We start from the raw sequence: 1,657 nt of genomic DNA, 5'->3' as shown, positions 1-1,657 counted from the left end.
TGTAAATGTCAGCGCTGATTGGCACGTCCTGTCAGCGGTAAGTGGCACACCGGAACGGCCGGGTTTGGTGGACTGTGGACATGATGTGCTATGTTCGTGAGCCGGGAACGGAGTGAATGATGCTGATGCTTCTTTTTGCCGCCGGCCTGCAAACCGCCACGGAGGCTTGGTCACCGTCGGCGCAAGGGGTTTGGCGCGGTACCGCTTCGCCCGATCTCAATGTGAGCCTGTCCTCGGCTGCTGCGACGGTCGCCATGGACAGCTCCGTGCCACTGAAGGTCGCGCTCTCATCGTCACAGAACGCCGTCAGTGTATCGCCGATGCTGAACGTAACTCGCGGCATCGCCTATGAGGTGCGAGGTGCCAACGGGCATCTTGTGGCTCCCAAGGAGCCGATCGCCATTTCACCGCCGGCGCCTCCTGTCGGCTTGAATGGGCTCAAAATGATAAGGTCTGGCAGTCCTCTCGTAGCGCCGACCGCTGTGCGGGCTATCAATCTGTTCCCAGGCCCGGGACGGTATCGCGTGCGAGCGGTGATCTTCCTTATGGACATAGAAGAGCGACCAGCGCGCTACGCGAAACTGCTGAGCAACGAAGTCGTCATCGACGTCACACCGTAAAGGGTCGCGGCCGGTCGGAAGCGCGATCCGCAGCGCCGACGTCTCTATTCTCGCAAGCGAATTGTCCGGTTGTGGGCGTTTACTGCCATCAAGCTGCCTTTGCTGGTGTGACCGGCTGCCGCCCGAGTGTTCGATACACGGTGGGTCGCGAGATGGAGAACAGCTCGGCGAGGTCACTGATCGAGTAGTCGCCGGTGTCGTACATACGGCGCAGCTCCTTCTGCTGCCGATCGGACAGCTTGGGCTTCTTTCCGCGCAGCTTCCCCTTGGCACGCGCGACCGCCATGCCCTCGCGGGTCCGGAGCTTGATGAGGTCTGCCTCGAACTCGGCGAAGGTAGCGAGGATGTTGAAGAACAGCTTGCCCATCGGGTCAGCTGGATCGTGTACGCTGCTGCCGAGCTGGAGCCTCACCCCGCGCACGGCGAGATCGTCGCCAATCGCGCGCGCGTCGGGCACGGAGCGAGCGAGCCGGTCGAGCTTGGGCACCACCAGCGTGTCGCCACTCCGCACGGCCGCGAGCGCCTGGTCCAGCCCTGGCCGCGCGCGGTTCGTGCCGGTGAACCCCTTGTCGGTGTAGATGCGGTCGGCCGCCACGCCGAGCTTTAGCAATGCGTCGTGCTGGGCAGCGAGGTCCTGTTTGTCGGTCGAGCAGCGGGCATAGCCGATCAGCGTTTGCGTCATGGGCCAGAGTGTAACGTAAAAGGCCCCGTCACCGCAAAACATATGGTACTATCTATGTGAGACTCGGCTTCCGGCCGTTTCCCGTGGGTCGAATAGCGACCGGGGCGGGTCCGCTGAACGATCCTCTATCGGACAGGGGCGCTTCCTCATGGCGGATGATCGAGGGCCGGAGATCGGAAGCGCCGAGGTCGCGAAGCGCATGGCCGTGTTGCGACCCTATCTGATCGATGGCGCGCCGCTGGCGAGGGTTGCGACCGATGCCGGCATCCCGATCCGCACCGCCCGGCGCTGGATCGCCCGCTACCGCGCCGATGGTCCCGCCGGGCTAGCGCGTCCCCGGCGACCGGAAGCAGGC

The 1,657-nt window shown here is 64.0% G+C and carries 3 protein-coding genes; 2 read left to right on the top strand and 1 reads right to left on the bottom strand.

Features of this window, described 5'->3' with window-relative positions; genetic code table 11:
* Positions 1-119 precede the first annotated feature (119 nt).
* The gene (locus ACH0BU_RS18005; RefSeq protein WP_500264473.1) at positions 120-620 is read left to right on the top strand and encodes a hypothetical protein; all 501 of its coding nucleotides are present in this window, start codon (positions 120-122) and stop codon (positions 618-620) included.
* An 88-nt stretch (positions 621-708) separates the two neighbouring features.
* On the opposite strand, the gene ACH0BU_RS18000 is transcribed toward ACH0BU_RS18005, so the two are convergent.
* Complete coding sequence (locus ACH0BU_RS18000) at positions 709-1,302, bottom strand: recombinase family protein (protein ID WP_500264472.1); 594 nt, start codon at positions 1,300-1,302, stop codon at positions 709-711.
* A gap of 148 nt (positions 1,303-1,450) precedes the next feature.
* Between ACH0BU_RS18000 and ACH0BU_RS17995 the strand changes: the two genes are divergently transcribed.
* Positions 1,451-1,657: helix-turn-helix domain-containing protein (locus ACH0BU_RS17995; RefSeq protein ID WP_500264471.1), on the top strand; the 207-nt coding region annotated here is incomplete at its 3' end.

Origin of the sequence: Sphingomonas olei, assembly GCF_045369765.1 — a bacterium.
Classification (GTDB): domain Bacteria; phylum Pseudomonadota; class Alphaproteobacteria; order Sphingomonadales; family Sphingomonadaceae; genus Sphingomonas; species Sphingomonas panaciterrae.
The sequence above is the reverse complement of the archived record's forward strand: the minus strand, read 5'-3'. Positions and strand labels throughout refer to the sequence as shown.

Excerpts from the sequence above, each read along its gene's own strand:
- ACH0BU_RS18005 (WP_500264473.1), top strand. The coding sequence starts at position 120 with ATGCTGATGCTTCTTTTTGCCGCCGGCCTGCAAACCGCCACGGAGGCT.
- ACH0BU_RS18000 (WP_500264472.1), bottom strand. The coding sequence starts at position 1,302 with ATGACGCAAACGCTGATCGGCTATGCCCGCTGCTCGACCGACAAACAG.